The 20,064-nt window shown below is 45.3% G+C and carries 12 protein-coding genes; 1 reads left to right on the top strand and 11 read right to left on the bottom strand.

Going from position 1 to position 20,064, the window contains the following annotated elements:
* Window positions 1-45 precede the first annotated feature (45 nt).
* The 3 genes from Q338_RS14330 to Q338_RS02875 all read right to left on the bottom strand — a co-directional run bounded on the left by Q338_RS14330 (window position 46) and on the right by Q338_RS02875 (window position 9,389).
* Entirely contained in the window at window positions 46-4,254 is a 4,209-nt protein-coding gene (locus tag Q338_RS14330; protein ID WP_034291767.1) for a M10 family metallopeptidase C-terminal domain-containing protein, read from the bottom strand.
* Between the two features lie 301 nt (window positions 4,255-4,555).
* Complete coding sequence (gene purL, locus Q338_RS02880; RefSeq protein ID WP_034291790.1) at window positions 4,556-8,455, bottom strand: phosphoribosylformylglycinamidine synthase; 3,900 nt, start codon at window positions 8,453-8,455, stop codon at window positions 4,556-4,558.
* 223 nt (window positions 8,456-8,678) lie between these two features.
* A complete protein-coding gene (locus Q338_RS02875) occupies window positions 8,679-9,389 on the bottom strand; it encodes a M15 family metallopeptidase (RefSeq protein ID WP_051968442.1) in 711 nt (236 codons plus the stop codon).
* A gap of 104 nt (window positions 9,390-9,493) precedes the next feature.
* On the opposite strand from Q338_RS02875, the gene Q338_RS02870 reads away from it, so the two are divergent.
* A complete protein-coding gene (locus tag Q338_RS02870) occupies window positions 9,494-11,488 on the top strand; it encodes a UvrD-helicase domain-containing protein (protein WP_034291765.1) in 1,995 nt (664 codons plus the stop codon).
* Between the two features lie 60 nt (window positions 11,489-11,548).
* Here Q338_RS02870 and hpnC read toward each other — a convergent pair whose 3' ends face one another.
* The 8 genes from hpnC to Q338_RS02830 all read right to left on the bottom strand — a co-directional run bounded on the left by hpnC (window position 11,549) and on the right by Q338_RS02830 (window position 20,058).
* Window positions 11,549-12,355, bottom strand: a complete 807-nt coding sequence (gene hpnC / locus Q338_RS02865; protein ID WP_034291762.1) for a squalene synthase HpnC — start codon at window positions 12,353-12,355, stop codon at window positions 11,549-11,551.
* Between the two features lie 102 nt (window positions 12,356-12,457).
* Window positions 12,458-12,877, bottom strand: a complete 420-nt coding sequence (dksA, locus tag Q338_RS02860; protein ID WP_034291760.1) for an RNA polymerase-binding protein DksA — start codon at window positions 12,875-12,877, stop codon at window positions 12,458-12,460.
* 80 nt (window positions 12,878-12,957) lie between these two features.
* Complete coding sequence (gene trkA, locus Q338_RS02855; RefSeq protein WP_034291786.1) at window positions 12,958-14,370, bottom strand: Trk system potassium transporter TrkA; 1,413 nt, start codon at window positions 14,368-14,370, stop codon at window positions 12,958-12,960.
* A gap of 176 nt (window positions 14,371-14,546) precedes the next feature.
* Window positions 14,547-15,110, bottom strand: a complete 564-nt coding sequence (locus Q338_RS02850; RefSeq protein ID WP_034291758.1) for a FixH family protein — start codon at window positions 15,108-15,110, stop codon at window positions 14,547-14,549.
* A 40-nt stretch (window positions 15,111-15,150) separates the two neighbouring features.
* The gene (locus Q338_RS02845; RefSeq protein ID WP_034291757.1) at window positions 15,151-15,747 is read right to left on the bottom strand and encodes a YfgM family protein; all 597 of its coding nucleotides are present in this window, start codon (window positions 15,745-15,747) and stop codon (window positions 15,151-15,153) included.
* Window positions 15,747-17,039: a histidine--tRNA ligase gene (gene hisS / locus Q338_RS02840; protein ID WP_034291755.1), complete on the bottom strand. Its 1,293-nt coding sequence runs from the start codon at window positions 17,037-17,039 to the stop codon at window positions 15,747-15,749. Before hisS ends, Q338_RS02845 begins: the two co-directional genes overlap by 1 nt.
* 370 nt (window positions 17,040-17,409) lie before the next feature.
* Window positions 17,410-17,790 (bottom strand): response regulator, encoded by a 381-nt coding sequence (locus Q338_RS02835; protein ID WP_034291753.1) that lies wholly within the window; start codon window positions 17,788-17,790, stop codon window positions 17,410-17,412.
* A gap of 12 nt (window positions 17,791-17,802) precedes the next feature.
* Entirely contained in the window at window positions 17,803-20,058 is a 2,256-nt protein-coding gene (locus Q338_RS02830; protein WP_034291751.1) for an ATP-binding protein, read from the bottom strand.
* Window positions 20,059-20,064 lie beyond the last annotated feature (6 nt).

The raw sequence follows: 20,064 nt of genomic DNA, 5'->3' as shown, positions 1-20,064 counted from the left end.
TAAATATCAAGGCAGCCTGAAAACTTTTCAGGCTGCCTATTTTTATTACAACATCACAAAGTGATTTTGTTCAATATCCAAACCTGCCGTTACTTTGGCAAAAGTAACAAATTCGGCTTGCGTACCCTTGCCATCTTGGTCGTAACGCAATTCGCCTGTGGCTTTGTTGTATTGCATATAATCGCTAAATTGGGTCAATGTGTTTTCGTGGAACACGCTGGACAGGGCGATTTTGTCATCGTTCACATTGAAATCGGTGATGATGTCCACTTCGTTTGCTGCCCATGTGTTGAACACAAATTGGTCTTTGCCTGCACCGCCTGTGAGCGTGTCCACGCCCAAACCGCCGTACAAGATGTCATCGCCTGCATCGCCTTGCACTTGGTCGTTACCATTGCCACCCATTAAGGTGTCGTTGCCATCTTTACCTGCGATTTTGTCGTTGCCTGCACCGCCTTGAATCAGATTGTGCGCGGCGTTGCCTGTGAGCAAATCATCGTGGGCGGAACCAATCAGGTTTTCCAATTGTGTGCCGTAACCAATAAAGGACACGCCTTCGGCAATTTCGTGTACGCGAACCACTTCCGCTTTATCATCGTTGCCTGTGTAAGGCGTTAAATTGCCGTTTTCATAATCAGACCGTAATACGCTCACGCCTTTGAGTAAACCAAAGCTGGTGCCAGTATCGTTTTTATCGGCGTAAATCAATGAGCCAGGGCTTAAATTCACATTCACGCCTTGCGCTTCTTTGGACGCGTCAAATGTGTCCACACCTGCGCCGTCCCAAATGTAAATATCGCCATCGGCACTTTGTGGGTTGTAATCTTTAAAGGTGTAAGTATCGTTGCCAGCACGATGAGCCGTGTTCACACCATAGAAATAATGCAAAGTGGCAATATCATACAAATGCGGCTCGCGCGGATTATTGACCACATCACGCAAATAACTCATGGTGGTGAAGCTGCCTGAATCTTGTTCCGCAGAAAAATGTGGAATGCTGTTTGGTTCACCCTCATCTAAATGTGGATGTTTGAAGCCCAATGAATGCAAGGTTTCATGCACGGCAGTTTGAATGCCTTCATCGGTATTCAATGTTCTGCCTTTAATATGGAAAAAGCCACTACTTAAATACACATCACCGCCCATAGATGATTGACCTGCCTTGCCCACAGGTTTCCCATAGTCATCATTAAATGCGCCTGCACCGTTCACTCTAGTGAAATCCACCAAATAGAAATCCAAATTGGATTCTTTCACCGAATTGACTTCCACAAAATCCACATTGGCATATTTTTCAATCATTTCAATGGTGGTGTGAATTGCCTGTGTATTTTCGTTATTAAAGGCAACAGGATTCATCTGAAGCAACCTATCAAAATTATATTTGGCAAGAAAATCATAGGTAGGTTGTGCCCCCACATGGTTTTCATAATTGGTATCAAAGCCAAATTTCGTCCATGTTGCCTTATTGGATGGGCTACCTCGCATTTCATCCAATTCTGTTTGGGTGGGAATATGATAGGTAATCACACGTTTATTACCATAAATATGACCTTCTAAATAACCCAAATGCTGATTGGCACCATCACCATCAGTATGTTCATAATCATAAGCCAGATTTTTAATAAAATACGGTGCATTAATATCCGCACCCACAGGGTTTTCTACCGTTGTGGGCTGTGCGTGTTGATTACCTGCGACAAATTCTTCGGCTTTGGGAACAGGCTGCACCACCGTGTATGACAATACATCGGTTTTATCGGGCTGACGCGCCAATACCGCTTCCACTTTTTTGTCGCTGTCTTGCACCAAATCTTGCGTGGAAACTTTTGTAGTGAATTTGCCATTGCCATCTACGCTTGCGGTATAAGTTTGATTATTCAACAAAATATTAACCGCTTCCCCAGCCACAAACGAACCTTTCAGGCTGCCTGAAAGGGTTTCCGTATCTGTTGCCGTTTTCATATTGGCAATGGTATAGCTGCCCTGATTGCCAGAAACCACAGGGCTATTGAGCGTAATCGCCTCCGCAATATTATTCAGTTGGCTATTGATGGTTTGTGGAATGCTTGCTTCAAAACCAATGGAATCAGGATAGAAAATGTGATACTCGCGCTGATGTCCCACATCGTAGGAAATCGGCTGCCCTTGTAAGGCGGTTAATTCCTCAGTCGGTACATCAAACGTAAACGTATAACCCTTGCTTGCTTTGTCATACACCAAGCCAACGCGTTCAAAAGTTTTGCTGCCAATGGTCAGCGCAATATTTTGCAAAATGCCTTTGGCGCGGAAAATCGGTGCTTGCCCACTCACATCAAGGCTGCCTGAAATGCGCGTTAAAACAGGTGTTTCATTCAACGCCACCACATTATCATCGCTCACATGCTCCAGCGTTAAACTAACAGGTTCGCTTGGCTCAACCGTGTAAGTCGCCACATTTTGCGCCACAGACGAATTACCCGCTTTATCGGTTACGATAATTTTTGCGCTAATTTGTTTATCCGAATCCGCCGCCAAATCCGCACCGTTCACCATCGCGGTAAATGTGTTGCCCGAAACGGTCGCGTTCACATCTTTACCATTGACGTTTACTGTTACTTTTGCCGTTGCGCCACTTTCCAAATTGCCAATATTGCCCGTAACTTGCAAATCAGTTTTGGAAACTTCATTTAAATTCAAAATATTGTTTTCGGCAATTTGTTTAATTTCTACGCTAGCGGTAGGCGCAACAGTATCCACCTGATACACCAAAGGCGCAGATGTTGCTGTTTCGCCATTTGCTGTAACTTTCGCCACAATTTGTTTCAGGCTGCCTGCAACCAAATCTTGCCCTTTAACGGTCGCCGTAAATGTACCGTCTGCTTGAACCTGCGCTTGGGCAATGGATTTGCCATCAATCAGTAAAGTTACTGTGCCATTAGCGGCGTTGGTGGTTTTGCCTGAAATGGTGTATTGCGCGGTTTGTTCGGCGATATTGATGATATTGTCATCGGTAATTTTGTTGGTGGAAATTTGTACCGTTGGCATGGGCTTGGGTTGCGGCTCAACCCTATAAGTCGCCACATTTTGCGCCACAGACGAATTACCCGCCTTATCCGTTACGATAATTTTTGCGCTAATTTGTTTATCCGAATCCGCCGCCAAATCTGCACCGTTCACCATCGCGGTAAACGTGTTGCCCGAAACAGTCGCCGCAATATCTTTACCATTAACATTAATTGTTACTTTTGCCGTTGCGCCACTTTCCAAATTGCCAATATTGCCCGTAACTTGCAAATCAGTTTTGGCAACTTCATTTAAATTCAAAATATTGTTTTCGGCAATTTGTTTAATTTCTACGCTGGCGGTAGGCGCAACCGTGTCCACCTGATACACCAAAGGCGCAGATGTTGCCGTTTCGCCATTTGCTGTAACTTTCGCCACAATTTGTTTCAGGCTGCCTGCAACCAAATCTTGCCCTTTAACAGTCGCCGTAAATGTGCCGTCTGCTTGAACCTGCGCTTGGGCAATGGATTTGCCATCAATCAGTAAAGTTACTGTGCCATTAGCGGCGTTGGTGGTTTTGCCTGAAATGGTGTATTGCGCCGTTTGTTCGGCGATATTGATGATATTGTCATCGGTAATTTTGGTCGTAACAATCCGCACCGTTGGCTGTGGTTTAGATGGCGGTGTAGGATTACTCGGTGGCGGTGTGCTTGGTGCAGGATTGCTAGGCATAGGTGGTGTACTTGGCGTAGGATTGCTGGGTGTGGGTGGCGTGCTTGGTGCAGGGTTTTGATTATTCGTACTTTCTTCACCCGAACCACTACCGCCAGCCGCCGCCAACAAACCCACACCCAAAACACCCACCGCCCCCAAAGCCACTTTTGCGCCAGTCGTCATGCCAACTTGCGTTGCCACTTCCGCACTCGCCGCCGTAACTGTCGCGGTTTGCGGCGCAATCGGCATCAACACACTGCCATCACCCAAAGCCAGCGTGGTTTGCATATTCATCAGCTCGTATTTATCAACAATTTCCGCAAAATCACGATAATTTTCAATCACTAAAAATGGCTGCGTGGCATTTCGCTCGGCAAACACCAGCAAATCTTGCCCCGCCACCTGCGTGTGTGGCTCAATCATTAATGCGCCATGTTCATTGAGCAATTGATATTTTGCCCCTGCTTTGGCAGGAATGCGCAGGGTTTGATTGGCGCGAATGGGGAAATCTTGAATTTGTCCATTATGGATAACGCGTAAAGTGCTTACTGCCATGATATTGCCTTTCCTAAAATAAAAATGAATGATGTATTGTAAATAATTTTGCAGAAAAACGCTTTGATTTTTATAAAATAATCAGCCTAAACTAACGCATTTTTACAACACAAGCAATTTATAGTGAATTCAATTTAAACCAGTACCGCGTTGCCAGCTCCCTTATGTACTCAGTGTACACGGCGGTCGCTGTCGCCTTGTCCTGATTTAAATTGAATCCACTATACATTCCCAAAAATAAAGGCAGCCTGAAAACCAGTTTCCCTAGTTTTCAGGCTGCCTTATTGATTCAAAAAAACAATCAAGCCAAAGCCTTACGCGCCCCTGCAAACAAACGATACCACCCACTCAATTCGTTGTCGCGCCACTCATCGGGACACCAACTCATCTGCGCGGTGCGGAACACGCGTTCGGGGTGCGGCATCATAATCGTTACGCGACCGTCCGTTGTGGTAATGCCCGCAATGCCGTTGGGCGAACCATTTGGATTTAAAGGATATTCTTGCGTAACTTGACCCCAGCCGTCCACATATTGCAGGGCGATGTTCACATCATTTGGCACCGCACCATTTGAATTTAAATGCCCAAAATCCGCACGCCCCTCGCCATGACTCACGACCACAGGCAACATCGCGCCACGCATTTCACGCAAAATTAACGATGGCGAATCAGACACTTGCACCATGCTCAAACGCGCCTCAAATTGTTCCGATTGATTGCGCTTGAACTTCGCCCAATTTTGCGCGTTGGGAATGATTTCCGCCAAGTTGCTGACCATTTGGCAACCGTTGCACACGCCCAAAGTTAAGGTATTGGGATTGTTGAAAAATTCGGCAAATTCATCGCGTAATCTGGGGTGGAACAAAATGGATTTCGCCCAACCTTCGCCTGCGCCCAACACATCGCCATAGCTGAATCCGCCACAGGCTGCCAACATTTGCATATCGGACAATTTCACACGATTTGCCATTAAATCAGACATATGCACATCAATCGCTTGGAAACCTGCACGATGGAACGCTGCCGCCATTTCCAAATGACCGTTCACACCCTGTTCGCGCAAAATGGCGATTTTCGGTTTCAGGCTGCCTGAAATGTAGGGCGCGGCAATGTCTTCTTTCAAATCAAAGGGCCAATCGGCAAACAAACGCGCTTTTTCATCGCCAATCAAGGCAAATTCGCTGTCGGCACACGCTGGATTGTCGCGCAATTTTTGGATTTGGTAAGACGTTTCTTGCCACGCTTTTTGCAAATCCAACAAATCAAAAACGTGATTTTCATCGCTTTCAATTCGCATTTGCGTGTGATTGGGCTCAACCGCACCGATTTGGTAAATGGTTTCGGCAAAATCGTAATTTTCAAAAAGTGCTTGAATGTATTGCAAATCTTCCGCGCGAATTTGCAACACCGCACCCAATTCTTCGTTGAACAAAATGTCCAAATCCGACACATTGTTCACGAGTTTTTCCATGGCAAAATCTTCGTTCAAATCCAACACAATGCCGCAACGCCCTGCAAACGCCATTTCCGCCACCGTTGCCAACAAGCCGCCATCGGAACGGTCGTGGTATGCCAAGATTTTGTTTTCATTGATTAAAATTTGCATTAAATCAAAGAATTTTTTCAGGCTGCCTGCGTCAATATCGGGGCTTTCGCCGCCCAAATCGTTCCACACTTGGCTCAATGCCGAACCGCCCATGCGCGATTTGCCCATGCCCAAATCAATCAGCAATAACACGCTGTTTTCAATCGGTTTTAAATCGGGCGTAACGGTTTTGCGAACATCTTGCACGGGCGCAAATGCGGACACAATCAAACTCAAAGGCGAAACAACGGCTTTGTTTTCGCCATTTTCCTGCCACACGGTTTTCATGGACAGGCTGTCTTTGCCCACAGGAATGCTCACGCCAAGTGTTTGACAAAATTGGGAAACCGATTGCACGGTGCGATACAAATTCGCGTCTTCGCCTGCCACACCGCAGGCTGCCATCCAGTTGGCGGACAATTTGATGTTGCCGATGTCGCCAATGTTCACGGCGGCGATGTTGGTCATTGCCTCGCCCACGCACATTCTGCCCGAGGCGGGCGCGTCAAATAAGGCGAGTTGTGGTTTTTCGCCCATGCTCATCGCCTCGCCCTTGTGGGTTTGAAAGCCCATCAGCGTTACCGCGCAATCGGCAACTGGCACTTGATATTTGCCCACCATTTGGTCGCGGTGGGTCATGCCGCCTACGGTGCGGTCGCCAATGGTAATCAGAAAATGTTTGCTGGCAACGGCTGGCAAACGCATAACGCGGTAAACACTTTCTGTTAAATCATATTGTTGTGATTGGAATGCGCGTTTTTCAGGCTGCCTGAAAAGGTCGGTGCGTGTGGTTTTTGGCGGTTTGCCCAACAACACATTCAAAGGCAAATCCACAGGATTGTTGCCAAACACATCATCGCGCACCTGCAAATGACCGTCATCGGTTGCCGTGCCGACTACGGCAAAGGGGCAACGTTCACGTTCACAAATTTTTGTAAACAATTCAAGATTTTCAGGCAAAATCGCCAAAACGTAACGCTCTTGCGCCTCGTTGCACCAAATTTGCATGGGCGACAAACCGTGTTCTTCCAAAGGCACATCGCGCAATTTGAACACCGCGCCACGCCCTGCATCATTGACCAATTCGGGGAAGGCGTTGGACAAACCGCCTGCGCCCACATCGTGTATGGAAATAATCGGATTTTTGTCCGCGCCCAATTGCCAGCAACGGTCTATCACTTCTTGAGCGCGGCGTTCAATTTCGGGGTTGCCGCGTTGCACGGAGTTGAAATCCAAATCGGCTGCATTGCTGCCTGTGTCCACAGACGAAGCCGCGCCACCGCCCAAACCGATGAGCATGCCCTTGCCGCCCAGTTGGATTAACAATGCGCCTGCGGGAATTTCGTGTTTATGTGTTTGTTCTGCTTGAATATTGCCCAATCCGCCTGCAATCATAATCGGCTTGTGAAAACCGCGCACGCTGCCTGAATGCGCCATTTCAAAAGTGCGGAAATAGCCCAATAAATTGGGGCGACCAAATTCATTGTTGAAAGCCGCACCGCCAATGGGCGCGTCCATCATGATGTCCAAAGGCGAGGCGATGTGGTGCGGTTTGCCGTAGGGGATTTCCCATTTTTGTTTAAAATCAGGAATGTGCAAATTGGAAACCGTGTAGCCTGTCAAACCTGCTTTGGGGCGTGAGCCGCGACCTGTTGCGCCTTCATCGCGGATTTCGCCCCCTGCACCCGTTGCCGCGCCAGCGAATGGGGCGATGGCGGTGGGGTGGTTGTGGGTTTCCACTTTCATGATGATGTGGGTGTTTTCCTGATGAAATTCATAGGCTTGATGATTGGGATTGGGGTAGAAACGCGCGATGTTTGCGCCCTCAATCACCGAAGAATTGTCTTTGTAGGCAACGATGGTGCCGTTGGGCGATTTTTCGTGGGTGTCGCGTATCATGCGGAACAGCGATTTTTCTTGTTTTTCGCCATCTAACACAAAGTCGGCATTGAAAATTTTGTGGCGGCAATGCTCGGAATTGGCTTGCGCGAACATCATCAATTCCACATCGGTGGGGTTGCGGTTTAAATTTTGATAATTTTCAATCAGATAATCAATTTCATCGGGCGACAATGCCAAGCCCATGTTTTGATTGGCTTGTTCCAAAACACGTTTGCCACCGTTTAAAACATCAATGGTTTCAAAAGTTTGCTGATTGTGCTGTGAAAACAGTTTTTCGGCTGCCTGAAAATCGGACAACACCGATTCGGTCATGCGGTCGTGGAGCAAATCTGCCCATTTTTGGCGTTGTTCGTTGTTCAGGCTGCCTGAAAGCGTAACCGCCATGCCGCGTTCAATGCGTTCAATTTCTTGCAAACCGCAGTTGTGGGCGATGTCGGTGGCTTTGCTTGCCCAAGGCGAAATCGTGCCAATGCGCGGGGTAATCAGGAAAAAATTGCCCAACATTTCAGGCGCGTGGACGCATTGCGCCGCCAACAATGCCTGTAATTTTTGTACGGTTTCATCGCTCAAAGCGGCTGGCGATGACACAAAATACCAGTATTCGCTGGCAAATTGGCTTTCAGGCAGCCCCAAATTTTGGGCTTTTTGCAATAATTTTTCTACACGAAAAGGGGATAAGGCGGACGCGCCGCGCAGAGCGGTAATCACAGACATGGTGGGCGAACTCACGGAAGTTAATTAAAAAAGATGGAGCTTAATTATACCCTAAATTGTCTATTGGTTTTCAGGCTGCCTGAAATACGTTAAAAATTCATGTAGGGTGCGTATTGCGCACCGAAATTTTCATTATTTGAATCATTTGGTGCGTGATACCCACCCTACATTTTAGGTGTTAGTAAAAATTGTCGTGTACCCAAAGGCTGCCTGAAATACGCCATCACAAACCGCAATTTTGGATAGATGATAAATAAGTTTTCAATAATTCAGGCGTTAAAACGTGGCTGCCTGAAAGATTGATGTGCTTGACTTGCTTAATGGTTTTGGCGCGAATCTGATAATACGGGCGCGCGCTGCGGACGTGCGACCAATGCCACACTTCTTCGTCATGCCCCTTTTTGCGCCCCTGCGAATAGACTTGGCAAAAACCAAATTTTCGCGCATTTTTTTGCAACCAACGCAGCGTTTTTTTACCGTCCGCGCTCGCCCAATAGCTTGGTTTTAGGCTATTCAAATCCACATCACTCCCCCAATGGTGGCGGCTAAACGCTGGTGGACTGGAATAGCGCAACACGGCTTGCAAACGCGTTTTATCGTTGCCCGAAGTCTGCTGCCATTTGCGTTGCCACAGATTTTTTTGATGGTTATACGAGCGAAACGCGGAAATCACGCGTAAATTCACGCCATCTTTACGCGCGGCGAGTATCATGCGCTCCAAATCGGGCAGGACATTTTTTTGAATATACTCGGTTTTATTGGCGTATTTGCTGGGTATGCGTACCAAACGCGCGTCTTTTTGCGGCGAAACCATGCCGCTTACTTGATTGAGTGTGGGCGTGGTTGTGGATTTGGGTGTGGCTTTTGGCGCGGGCGTGGCTGCCCACAAACTGAAAGACAATATATTGATAAATAAAAATAAAAGAAACTTCATTTTCAGCATGGCATTTTAAATGGACAATTTGATGAGACAAGGCGTTATTGTAATGGATTTTGTTATAATTTTGCCCAACCCATTTTTTCAGGCAGCCTGAACCCATGAAACTCAATCCCCAACAACAAGAAGCCGTAGAATATCTCGGCGGTGCATTGTTTGTGCTGGCTGGCGCAGGCAGTGGCAAAACGCGCGTCATCACCGAAAAAATCGCCTATATGCTGCAATCGGGCTATAAACCCCATCACATTGCCGCCATCACCTTTACCAATAAAGCGGCGAAAGAAATGCAAGAACGCATTACACAGCGTTTGGGCAAGGAACGCACACGCGGTTTAACCGTGTCCACGTTTCATGCGCTGGGCATGCGGATTTTGCGCGAAGAAGCGGGACACATTGGTTATAAAAAGAATTTTTCCATTTTAGACAGCTCGGACAGCGCGAAAATCATCGCAGAAATGCTGGACACCACAGGGCGCGAAGCCATTTTTAAGGCGCAACACCAAATTTCCTTATGGAAGAATAACTTGCTTGAGCCAGCACAAGTCTATGCTTTGTGTGAGGACGAATGGCAAACGCAAATTGCCCAAGTATATACTTTGTATCAGGAAACTTTATTGCATTATCAAGCGGTGGATTTTGATGATTTAATCAGGCTGCCTGCCATTTTATTGCGCGATAACCGCGAAGTGCGGCAGAAATGGCAAACGCGTTTGCAATATTTATTGGTGGACGAGTGTCAGGATACCAATGCTTGTCAATATATGTTGTTGAAATTATTGACAGGTTTGGAAGCGCGGTTTACGGTGGTGGGCGATGATGACCAGTCTATTTACGCGTGGCGCGGCGCGAATATGGAAAATTTGCGCCGTTTGCAAGAAGATTATCCGCAGCTTAAAGTGATTAAATTGGAACAAAATTATCGTTCTACGGCGCGGATTTTGCGGATTGCCAATGCGCTGATTGGGCATAATCCCAAATTATTCCCGAAAACCTTGTGGTCTAATTTGGGCGAGGGCGAGGCGGCGCGGATTGTGGCGTGTCGTGATGAAACGCACGAAGCGGAGTATGTGGTCGGGCAAATTCAGGCAAATAAGGCAATTTATGGCGCAAATTATGCAGATTTTGCCATTTTGTATCGTGGTAATCATCAGGCACGTGTGTTTGAAGAGACTTTACGTGCGGCGCGGATTCCGTATCAAATTTCGGGCGGACAAAGTTTTTATGATAAATCAGAGATTAAGGACGTTTTGGCGTATATGCGGCTGCTGGCAAATCCCAATGATGACCCTGCGTTTTTACGCGCCGCCACCGCACCCAAACGGGGAATCGGCGACATGACTTTGGGCAAATTAAACGAGTATGCCAAAGCGCATGAATGCAGCTTGTGGGCGGCTTCAGGCAGCCTGAACGCGCTGGCGGAATTGTCCACGAAAAGTCGGGAAGCGGTGCAGCAATTTATGGCTTTGTTGCGCGATTATCAGCTACGCGCGGCGCAGGACGCGGCTGGCGATGTGATACAAGATTTGTTGGCAGATATTCGTTATGAAGATTATTTGATTGATTTGAATGCGGAAAATATTAAATCGGCAGAAAATCGTTGGCGCAATGTGCAGGATTTGTGCGACTGGCTGCGGCGCAAATCGGACGAAGATGGGCGCAATTTAATTGAATTAAGTCAAACCATTGCGCTGATGACACTATTGGAAGGCAAAGACGGGGAAGAGGTGGACGCGGTGAAATTGTCCACTTTGCACGCGTCCAAAGGTTTGGAATATCCTTTTGTGTACTTGGTGGGCTGTGAGGAAGGCTTGTTTCCCCATGCCGACAGCGTGGAAGAGGGCGGCTTGGAAGAGGAACGGCGGCTAATGTATGTCGGCATTACCCGTGCCAAACAACAGCTGACGATGACGTATTGCAAAAAACGCAAACGCGCTGGCGCGTGGCAATATCCTGAACCAAGCCGCTTTTTTGATGAAATGCCCAGCGATGATGTGGTGCAATCGGGGCGTGGGCAGGGGGCTGCGGTGTCGCAGGAACAGGGGCGGAAAAATTCGCAGGCGTTGTTGGCGATGTTGGATAGGAAAATGGGGAAATAGGGGGTTCAGGCTGCCTAACCGTAGGGTGCACCCTACGAATATTTCAGGCAGCCTGAAAAATCAAAACGCCCCTTTAATTATGCGTAACCAATCTTTCCAACCCAATACAGGTCTTTGATTAAAAACATCATATTTCACGCCGTCTAATTTCTGCAAAATCGTTTGCCCGCCCAACACAATCATACGCAATTCAAAACCCACGCGCCCTTTCAGCGTTCTGCCCAAAGGCGAACCTGCGTGTAGCATTTTAAATGCGCGTTCACATTCATACGCCATCAGGCGTTGAAAAGCGAAATCTGCTTTACCATCAGCGATTTGCTGTTCGGTTACACCAAATTTTCGCAAATCTTCTTGCGGAATATACACGCGATTTTTTTGCCAATCCACCGCCACATCTTGCCAAAAATTAATCAATTGCAAAGCGGTGCAAATCCCATCGCTTTGCCCCAAACTGCGCTCATCATGCACGCCATACAAATGCAACATCAGCCGCCCCACAGGATTCGCCGACCGCCGTGCATAATCCACCAATTCGCCAAAATTTTCGTAGCGTTTTTTCACCACATCTTGCGCAAACGCGTCCAGCAAATCATAAAAAGGCTGGAGCGGAATCTGGTGCGGCGCAATCGCTTCGTTTAATAAATGCTGCATCAGTGGCGTTTCAGGCTGCTTGTTTTGTTGAATTAAATCAAGCTCGTGGATTAATTTGTTTAACTCGGCAATGCGTTGTTCGGGGGCGATGTCGCCTTCATCGGCGATGTCGTCTGCGGTGCGGGCAAAGGCGTAAATCGCGTGGGTGGGTTTACGCAAATGGCGCGGCATGGCGAGCGAGCCAACAGGGAAATTTTCATAATGATTAACAGACATTTGGGGAAACTTTCAGGCAGCCTGCAAAATCGTAGGCGCGTATTCAAAAAATCAAAAAACATTCAGGCTGCCTGAAACAGACAGCCTGAAACCACATGAAGATTAATCCGCAAATTGCATTTTCATGCGTTCACGGCGTTCCTGCGCTTCCACCGACAAGGTGGCAGTTGGACGCGCCAACAGGCGTTTTAAACCAATTGGCTCACCTGTGTCGCGACAGAAACCGTATTCACCCTCGTCAATATCGCGCAGCGATTCTTGGATTTTGCTTAACAATTTGCGTTCACGGTCGCGAGTACGCAATTCCAGTGCGTATTCTTCTTCTTGAGAAGCGCGGTCGGCTGGGTCGGGCGCGAGTTCGTGTTCCTGCATATTGTTGGTGGTGATAGACGCTTTTTCAATTAATTCGTCTTGCAATTTAACCAATAATTCGCGGAAAAATGCCAATTGCGCCTCATTCATATAATCGTCTTCGGGACCATTCCAGTTCAGAATGTCCTGTTCGGTTAGTTTTTTAGTCATGATGTTGTTTCCTTTTGTTTTTTCGTGAAAAATGAAACTACTTTAAGATTGAAGCCGCGCATAGTAACACACTTTTGCAATTATCCAAAGAAACCCATCTTGACCTGTATCAATTTTTCCAATTCTTGCAACACCCTACGTCTGGCAACAAAGAAAATTAAATGGTCATTTTCTTGCAAAATATGGTCGTGGTTACGCCCCATAATCACTTCTTCATCGCGAACAATTGCGGCAATATGGCAGCCTGTGGGAAATTTGATGTCGCTGATTTTTCTGCCAACCAGTACCGAAGTTTTCTCATCGCCATGCACCACCACTTCAATCGCTTCCGCCGCGCCGCGTCGCAAGGGGTACACCGCCGCAATATCGCCGCGCCGCACATGTGCTAACACGCTGCCAATGGTAATTAAATGTGGTGAAACAACTATATCTATTTGATTACCCGTGATTAAATCCACATAACGCGAGCGGTTAATAATGGAAATCACGCGTTTTGCGCCCAGATTTTTGGCGAGTAGGGCGGACATAATATTGTTTTCATCGTCATTGGTAATCGCGCAAAATACGTCAATTTCATCAATGTATTCACGCGATAGCAAATTTTCATCACTGGCTGAACCTTGTAACACCAGCGTATTGTCCAAATTTTCTGCCAGCCATTCGGCGCGTTGGTGGCTGTTTTCTATGAGTTTGATGTTGAACTTGTTTTCCAATTGTTTCGCCAAACGGTAGCCAATATTGCCACCACCTGCAATCATTACGCGGCGGCGGCTATTGTCGTATTGAAACATGGAACGCATGACCGCTTCCAAGTGCAAACTATTGACAATAAAGCAAATTTCATCGCCTTCTTCAATGCGCGTGTCGGGATTGGGAACGAGTAGGCGGTTATTGCGGTAAATGGCGCAGATTTGACAATCGGTGTGTTCGGGCAAATCTGCGTTGATTTCTTGGATATTTTTATGTTTAATTTGGTCATACGATTTGGCTTGGGCGATGACCATTTTCACTTTATCGTGGGCAAAGGGTAATACTTGCAAGGCACGAACATAGTTTAATAAACCCGCCAAATGTTCCGTAACCAATTGTTCTGGGTGAATGGAATCTGTAATGCCAAACGCATTCAGGCAGCCTGAAATCTGGTCATCTTCATCAGATGACGGCTCACCGTATTCCAAATAGTCGGTGGAACGAACCCGCGCTATCCGATTGGGAATATTGAAAAAATCCGCCGCGATTTTGCACGCCACCAAATTGGTTTCATCGCTGCGGGTGAGCGCGAGCAACATATCGGTGTCTTTTGCACCAGCCTGTTCCATTAAAATGGGGGACGCGCCGTTGCCGACTATGGTTTGCACATCTAAATGATTGCTGACTAAACGCAGCGCGTGTTCATCGGTGTCAATGAGCGTGATGTCGTGATTAGACATGGCGGCAAGTTCGTGGGCAATGGCAGAGCCGACTTGTCCACTACCAAGTATAAGAATTTTCATGATTTTTTGATGATGGAGTAAGTGATTGGTGGGTTTCAGGCTGCCTAACAGTATGCGACAATAATATGTAGGGTGCGTACCACGCACCAAATCATTTAATTTAAATGACTTGATAATTCGGTGCGTAATACGCACCCTACATGAGTTTTGTGGTGTACTGTAAAGCAGCCTGAAAATCAATCCACCGATTGAGGCGCAGAAACGCTTAAAGTAGGCACTTGAGCTTTTAACATCACCGCACCACCTTGATTGGGCAACCATTTTTCCTGCACGCGCCACACACCTTGACCATCTTCCACGCGAATATACCAATGCACGGTTGGTGGCAAAGGCTCAAATTGCGCTGCAAATTCATTGCCATTAATCGCTTTTAATTCAATTGTGCGGTCTTCATCTTGGCGCGTGGGGTGCAGCAGCAGCAATTTCACGCCATTTTGCGCTTCAAATTGACCATTTACAAACACTTTCACCGCCGAACCTTCGGGATTAAACATCACTTGCGCCGAAATATTGCGTTCCAGCGCGTGATTGTCGCGGTCAATTTGTAAATTAATGTGTTTACCGTCTTTATAATAATCATCGGAAACCATGTCTTGCGCGTGCGTTTTTGCAATGCCAAAGCTGACAAAGGCAGCAATCACCACCAAAATCGGGCCACTCATCAACATCCAAAAAATCGGTTGGCGATAAAATGGCGCGTTGTCATTGTGTTTAGTTTGGGATTCAGGCGTTTGAGTCATTGTTTTTCCTTGTGAATGTGTTTTCAGGCTGCCTGAAATTTTATAATTGCCCCAATTTCAATTGCACCAATTCACGGCTAGCCGAATTTTCAGGCAATTTATCCAATGCCAATTGATATGCTTCTGCCGCTTCCTTATTTTTGCCTTGCGCGGCGAGTACATCGCCTTTCGTCTCGTTCATCAACGGCGCAAAACTGTCATCAACAGGCGTATTCAACACAGATAATGCTTCATCAAATTTCTTTTGCTGCAACAACACATTGGCTAAACTCTGCGCGGCGGCAGCCTGAAAAAGCGGTGCTTTCTGATTGTCCAACACCCAACGATACGCCGCCGCAGCCTCGTCTAATTTACCATTATCAAACAAAGTTTTAGCTGTTTCCAAACTCGCTTGCGCTGCCGCCGCCGATTTCCCATGCGATTGCTGCAACGCCGATAATTTCGCCGTATCGCCCTTCACTTGCGCCGCGAGCGTGGCGGCTTCCTGATTTTGGCTGTTTACTTGCCCCTTGTAAATCACATTGCCCAAATAACCCAAAGCCGCCGCCACCAAAGCCGCAAATACCCATTTGCCGCCCGTTTGCCATAAATGTTTTGCGTTTTCAAGTTCTTGCTGTTCATCATGATGTGCTGACATTATGCTTTCCATTCATTCAATTTTGAAATTAATTCATGAGCGGGAATCGTGATTTGCCCACGCTCGCCACGCAAATCTTTCAAGGTAACTTCTTGATTTGCCAATTCACTTTCGGCAATAATCAAGGCGAATTGTGCGCCTGACTGGTCGGCGCGTTTAAATTGATTTTTCAATTTGGTGCTGCCTGAAAATTGCGCCACGTCAAAGCCATTTTCGCGCAAGATTTTGGCGTATTTCATCGCTTGCAAAGTCGCGCCATCGCCTTGTTGCATAATGAAAACATCAGGGAAATCCGCCACTTGCAGACTGCCATGTTCGTGCACCAACAGCAACAAACGCTCAATCCCCATCGCAAAACCAATGGACGGCGCGGCTTTGCCCCCCAATTCTTCAATCAAACCATCGTAACGCCCACCGCCGCACACGGTCGCTTGTGCGCCCAATTTATCGGTTGTCCACTCAAAAACGGTGTGGTTGTAGTAATCCAAACCACGCACCAAACGCGGATTTTCCACAAATTGAATCTCCAAACCCGTCAGCAAATCTTTGAATGTTTGATAATGTTTTTTGGAATCTTCGCCCAAATAATCAATCAAACGTGGCGCATTATTGCAAATTTCTTGCAAATCGGGATTTTTCGTGTCCAAAACGCGCAATGGATTGGTGTGGAGACGGCGTTTGCTGTCATCGTCCAATTTGTCTTCAAATTCAGTCAGATAGGCAACCAAAGCGGCACGGTGGGCGGCGCGTTCTTCACGATTGCCCAAGCTATTGATTTCCAAAGTCAAATATTGCAAAATACCCAACTCACGCCACAAATCGGCACACATCGCCACCATTTCCGCGTCAATATCGGGGTCGGCAAAACCGAGTGCTTCAATGCCGACTTGGTGGAATTGGCGGTAACGCCCTTTTTGTGGGCGTTCGCGGCGAAACATCGCGCCCATGTACCACAATTTGCGTGGGGCTTCGTGCAAAAGATTGTGTTCCACCACCGCGCGCAGGCAGCTTGCCGTGCCTTCGGGACGCAGGGTGAGGCTCAATGTGTCGTTGCTGTCGGCAAAGGTGTACATTTCTTTGCCAACCACATCGGTTTCTTCGCCAATGGAGCGCACAAACAGGCTGGTTTGTTCCACAATGGGGGTGCGAATTTGCTTGTAATCAAATCGGCGTGTCCAGTTTTGAATTTTGTTTTCAAAGGCTTGCCAATAAGCCGATGTGAGTTTGAAATCTTTTTGTTCGGTGGGCAGAAGGTCGTTCATGCCTTTTACGGATTGGATTTTTTGTCCCATGGTTTTGTTTTTCCAGTAAAAATGGTTTTTCAGGCTGCCTCTCAACTTTTTTGAAATTAATTGATTTATAATATTAAAGTGATTCAATTGAAATCAAGACAAGGTGATGGCAACCACCATATACACCGAGTACACATAAGTGAGCTGGATAACGCTGTACGAATTTTATTGAATTCACTATAAAATCATTTTTTCACTTGTTTTCAATTAAATCAATTCTGGCAAAAGAGTTGAGAAAAGTGCTCATTATAACCGATTTTTGTCTCTTTCAAGTTGCCTGAACGATTGTGCTTATTTCAAATCAGAAAATAGGCAATAATAAACACATTCCCTCCCAATACATTAAAGTATTGAGAGGGAATATATAGATTTATTTATTCATTTTATTGAGTGTAATTAAGCGATTTAAAGCATTGTGCAATTCTTCTTCTGTGAAAGGTTTGCAGATAAAACCTCGTGCACCATACTGTAAGGCATGTAAAGCAGTTTCTTTATCCGCTAAAGCAGAGACGACCAAAATACTCACATCACTGCTTTCTGCCACAATTTGTTTGATACACTCCAAGCCATCCATTTGGGGCATGGTTAAGTCCATTGTTACTAAATTTGGTTTTAATTCCTTAAACTTATTCAATGCTTCCACGCCATTATTTGCGTGTGCCACAATTTCAATATTGCTAGACTGAAAAATGCGCTCAATACGATTACGGATAATATTAGAATCATCAACAATCATCAATGTATATGCCATAATTAGTCGCCCTTATTTTTGAGGAAAAGAAATATGAATTTGAGTAAACTGTTTAGCAGAACTGCTTACATTCATTTTCGCACCCATATCATGACTTAATTGTTTCACAATGTCCATGCCTACACCACGCCCCGCATCTTCATCCTGTGCTGAGGCGGTAGAAATGCCTGATTGGAACATTACATTCAACAAATCTTTGCTGGATAATTGAGCGACTTCTTTGGATGAATATAAACCAGCTTCTACAGCTTTTTCGCGTAATTTATCCCAATCAATACCCTTACCATCATCTTTCACTTGTAAATGGTCTTTGTTGTGATGAGACTCTAGGCTTAAAATGACCACACCTGTTTGTGGTTTGCCCATGGAATTACGTTCTGCAGGTGTTTCAATACCATGCACAATGGCGTTTTTCAATAATTGGGTGGTAATATCTTTATAGATAGACATAGTTTGTTCACTTCGAGCCATATCATCAAAGCCCAGCACTTGTACCACCACTTTTTTACCTTGACGATGAGCAATTTCTTGTGCGTATTGTGAAAAATAGCTTTTCCAATAGCTTACATTTTCGGATTGTGCATTGCTAGGTTCGCTAATACGAACAGAAGTACTGTCTTGTAAATTTAAGCGTTGTAGTAAACTTTCAATAAAAGACACCATATTAATCATTTCATCGAGTGTTACCGTAAAAGGTAAAAAATCATCACCTTTTAATTTCATGCGACTTTTTAATTGTTTTAGCATTTCTTCTTGTTTTTCAGCTAATCCAACTAAAGAGGCTAATTTCACGGCAGAAGCATCGCCCTTTAAACTATGAGTTTCGCGGTACAATTGTTCAGTTTTATCACGTAAATTTATAGTATTGTCTTGCTTTAAAATATTATTCATACGTTCAAGACGCTCTTTAGTTTCACTGATAAAGCGCAACAATTGATGGCTATCAGTATTAAGTAAATAGCCTATCATTTCAATTTGACTATCATGTTGAACGCGGTCTTTTTCCATTTGTTCTTGCAAGCGAATTTCTTTGGTGATGTCCACCACACTCACAAACACACTTTCTACTTGTGTTTGACTTTCGTCCAAGACACGTAAAAAGCTAAATTCCACAAATTTTTGATGGGCAAAACCATATTCATCTAAATAGGATACTGCAACTTTTTTCAAGGGATTTAAATCTTGAATTAACTCTTCCACTACCCAGTGATTGTACAATTGATCTACAAATAGTTTGGTAGTATTCATGTCTTTTTGGTTAATAATGCCTTGCAGTAAATCATACAATGTACGACCTGCAATGTTTTTTTGGCACAAAATTTCTTCTAATTTAGCTGAATATTGTTCAGCAATAACCAAATCTTTGTTAATCAAAAACAAGCCTTCGTTTACTGTGTTCATGATATCATCTGTTTGGCGTTTAGCGAAATCAAGTTGCGTATCTGTTCGCACCAAACGTTTTAATACACGGAACACAATTAGTGTAAAAATAATTACTGCTAAAATTACACCCAAAATTTGGATAGTACGTAAAATAGCGGCGTTATTAGATGTTGTAATATTTAGATTATTGGTAATACTGTTTAATTCAGCTTGTAGAGGTTTATTATACAAACGTGTATAATCTACCAAATAATCGCTGATGTTCTTATCTAAAATTTTATTTTGAATACCATTGGAGAAGTTAGCAAGTAAGCCTTCATAGGGTATCCAAATTTGCTCAATATGGTTTAAATGATTCAGAATTTCTACATCATCTGCTCGTTCTAATTCCACTACACTGCCATCTAACATATTGACACGACCGCCTTCTTTCAAGGCTTTTAGTGTATCATTAAATATTACTCGCGCTTTTTCAATATCGGCAATACGATATAATGCCGTTTGTGGCAAAGTATCAAACGGAATTTGTGTGGCGATATTTTCAGGCTGTGTATTGACTTGGCTGGCAGCAGTTGTTGGTATGGCTGTTTGATTGTTAGCAGGAATAGTTGCAGCAGAGGCAGCCTGAACAGCAGTATTGGCTGCCAATTGATTGGTACCATATAAGTTAATATTCAGCAGATTTTGCGTTAATTCTTGTGTAATTACAGATTGTTGTAACAACACTTTTTGTGTGTTTGCTACTTGTTCAAAACGCTTGGTGGTAAAATAAGTGAGCAATGCCAAAACCAAAATTAAGGTAAAAAATGAACCCACTAAGATTAATAAGCTGCTGTATTTTTTAACAATATTCGTTTGAATAGAATTGGGGGTGTTGGTTGTCATCACATT

Source organism: Alysiella crassa DSM 2578 (genome assembly GCF_000745955.1).
Taxonomy (GTDB): Bacteria; Pseudomonadota; Gammaproteobacteria; order Burkholderiales; family Neisseriaceae; genus Simonsiella; species Simonsiella crassa.
This window is presented reverse-complemented; position numbering and strand designations above follow the sequence as displayed.

What these genes read in the sequence shown, in the direction of transcription:
- Q338_RS14330 (WP_034291767.1), bottom strand. Translation starts at nt 4,254, where the DNA reads ATGGCAGTAAGCACTTTACGCGTTATCCATAATGGACAAATTCAAGAT.
- purL (WP_034291790.1), bottom strand. Translation starts at nt 8,455, where the DNA reads ATGTCTGTGATTACCGCTCTGCGCGGCGCGTCCGCCTTATCCCCTTTT.
- Q338_RS02875 (WP_051968442.1), bottom strand. Translation starts at nt 9,389, where the DNA reads ATGAAGTTTCTTTTATTTTTATTTATCAATATATTGTCTTTCAGTTTG.
- Q338_RS02870 (WP_034291765.1), top strand. Translation starts at nt 9,494, where the DNA reads ATGAAACTCAATCCCCAACAACAAGAAGCCGTAGAATATCTCGGCGGT.
- hpnC (WP_034291762.1), bottom strand. Translation starts at nt 12,355, where the DNA reads ATGTCTGTTAATCATTATGAAAATTTCCCTGTTGGCTCGCTCGCCATG.
- dksA (WP_034291760.1), bottom strand. Translation starts at nt 12,877, where the DNA reads ATGACTAAAAAACTAACCGAACAGGACATTCTGAACTGGAATGGTCCC.
- trkA (WP_034291786.1), bottom strand. Translation starts at nt 14,370, where the DNA reads ATGAAAATTCTTATACTTGGTAGTGGACAAGTCGGCTCTGCCATTGCC.
- Q338_RS02850 (WP_034291758.1), bottom strand. Translation starts at nt 15,110, where the DNA reads ATGACTCAAACGCCTGAATCCCAAACTAAACACAATGACAACGCGCCA.
- Q338_RS02845 (WP_034291757.1), bottom strand. Translation starts at nt 15,747, where the DNA reads ATGTCAGCACATCATGATGAACAGCAAGAACTTGAAAACGCAAAACAT.
- hisS (WP_034291755.1), bottom strand. Translation starts at nt 17,039, where the DNA reads ATGGGACAAAAAATCCAATCCGTAAAAGGCATGAACGACCTTCTGCCC.
- Q338_RS02835 (WP_034291753.1), bottom strand. Translation starts at nt 17,790, where the DNA reads ATGGCATATACATTGATGATTGTTGATGATTCTAATATTATCCGTAAT.
- Q338_RS02830 (WP_034291751.1), bottom strand. Translation starts at nt 20,058, where the DNA reads ATGACAACCAACACCCCCAATTCTATTCAAACGAATATTGTTAAAAAA.